The sequence below is a fragment of the Methanosarcina sp. 1.H.A.2.2 genome (genome assembly GCF_000979975.1).
GTDB lineage: Archaea > Halobacteriota > Methanosarcinia > Methanosarcinales > Methanosarcinaceae > Methanosarcina.
In genome coordinates this window covers 1-1,935 of the sequence record NZ_JJQL01000081.1, presented here as the reverse complement: position 1 = coordinate 1,935, position 1,935 = coordinate 1, and the positions used below count along the sequence as shown (strand labels likewise).

At 41.4% G+C, this 1,935-nt stretch carries 2 protein-coding genes; both read right to left on the bottom strand.

The window, feature by feature from the left end:
* Positions 1-108: 108 nt before the first annotated feature.
* Positions 109-786: an NAD(P)/FAD-dependent oxidoreductase gene (locus EO93_RS13400; protein ID WP_048135683.1), complete on the bottom strand. Its 678-nt coding sequence runs from the start codon at positions 784-786 to the stop codon at positions 109-111.
* A gap of 479 nt (positions 787-1,265) precedes the next feature.
* Positions 1,266-1,649 (bottom strand): ferritin family protein, encoded by a 384-nt coding sequence (locus tag EO93_RS13395; protein ID WP_048135681.1) that lies wholly within the window; start codon positions 1,647-1,649, stop codon positions 1,266-1,268.
* Positions 1,650-1,935: the final 286 nt, after the last annotated feature.

The following is a 1,935-nucleotide window of genomic DNA, read 5'->3' as shown; positions in this document are numbered from 1 at the left end:
GTACTTTTTTTGGGGAAACTATTCTCTGGCTTAATTGGCAGAAAAAATGGAAAATAAGTTCCAGTTAAAGAGTGAGTTTAAGAGGACCCTAAATAATTAGAGATCTGCTTACAGCCCTACCCCTTCTTTGAATTTCTCAATCCCTATTTCCTCCAGTACTTCTCCGATCCTTCTTGCCTTCCCATATCCTTTATAGAAGTTAATTATCCTGTCAACAAGATCCAGAACCTGTTCTTCGGAAAGGTCCTTTGCCATCACGCTCCCGAGCCTTGGACGAGGCCCTGCGCTCCCCCCGACGCTAAGAGTATAGCCTTTTGCCGTGCCCATGATTCCTATGTCTTTTATGCTCGGCTCGGAACAAGAATTCTGACAGCCGGAAACAGCCATTTTGAATTTAGAAGGAAGCTGCATGCCGTGGTATTTTTCATCAAGTTTCAAGCCAAGCCCGACGGCATCCTGTTTGCCTCTCTTGCAAAATGTAGTTCCAGGGCAGATTTTGACACTCCTGACACAGAGCCCGATGGCAGCTCCGGGTTTCATACCCAGTTCAGCCCATGCTGCATCCAGGTCTTCCTCCTTGAGCCCTACAATCGCAATTCTCTGAGCTGAAGTAATTTTCAGAGCCGCAGCCCCATATTTGTCTGCGATGTCTGCTATCTTTCTGAGAGTTTCGGGATATACGATCCCTCCGGGAATGTGTGGAGCAATTGCATAAGTTTCCCCGTCTCTTTGCAAGATTGCAGCTTTCTCAGGAAGGTCTCCCTTAACATATTCCTTGCTTACCATATTTTACACTCTCCTAATTTAATAGATTCAGGTTTGTTTCAGGATCTAATAATCAGTTTGCTTGAGACCGATGTCCAGACATCAGAGCAAAAACTGAGTTGATAAACAGGCTGAAGTTCCCGAAAAATACCTTTGACCCTTAAATAAACGGATCTGGAAACCTGTTTTAGCCCCCGGAAATTAGACCCCTTACATAACTACAGAACCTCGATAATCCGACACCCTTCCGGATTAGAGGAATTAAACTTCTGGACTCGTAAAAAAGAGCACCAGACCAGATAATATATTGCTCGAGACAATATAAATTGTATGTGTCCACACCGACCTGTTTCAGGGAGTGAATTAATTATCAGAACCAAATACATGAACCTGTAAGGTTTTTATGTGTCACACTAAGAACAGAAAGGAAGTAAAAGAATACAAATTAAGTAAGGTTTCAAAACAATAGAAGAACGGATCAGGAGATCCGTTTGCAGTTTTTACTGCTGCTTTTTAATCCTTTCCAGAAAGCCCTTGAGACCTGCTTTATGCCTGGCTTCGTCAAGGGACGCCCTCTCAAAGAAAAGAGCAGCTCTGGTATTGCCTTCCTTTCTGGCAAGTTCTGCAGCTTCGGCTTTTTCGACCTCGGCTTTACTTTCCCCTTCAAGCATCATTTCAAGGTTTTCAATTGTCGTGCTTTTTACGAGCCCCATAATTTCAGCCACTTCTGTGGCATGCCAGGCTTCGTCCATTGCTATCTGGCGGAGGTAGACTGCAACATCTGCAAGCCCTTCCTGTTCAGCAATCTTAGACATTGCCAGGTACCATCCAACTTCAGTGGTCTCTCCTCTAAAGGTATCTTTCAGAATTTTTTCAAGAGTCATAAAATCACCATGTTTTATTTAAAATAATCTTACTTATAAATAAAACGCATGATCGAATTTAGAACTAAAGTTTCTTTCTGTTCAGGTAAATATAAATCTCTGGCTGCATTTAACCCCTGCGTTCGACCCTTCTATGTTAAATCCTGCAAAGTTTAAATCCTGCAAAGTTTAACACTAATATTGAGGGGAATAAATAAGAGTTCTGCATATTCGTAAAGATAAAAAAGATTGCAACAGGTAAAGAATACAAATAAAAAACAGATAATAATAATAATAATAATAATAA

Excerpts from the sequence above, each read along its gene's own strand:
- EO93_RS13400 (WP_048135683.1), bottom strand. The coding sequence starts at position 786 with ATGGTAAGCAAGGAATATGTTAAGGGAGACCTTCCTGAGAAAGCTGCA.
- EO93_RS13395 (WP_048135681.1), bottom strand. The coding sequence starts at position 1,649 with ATGACTCTTGAAAAAATTCTGAAAGATACCTTTAGAGGAGAGACCACT.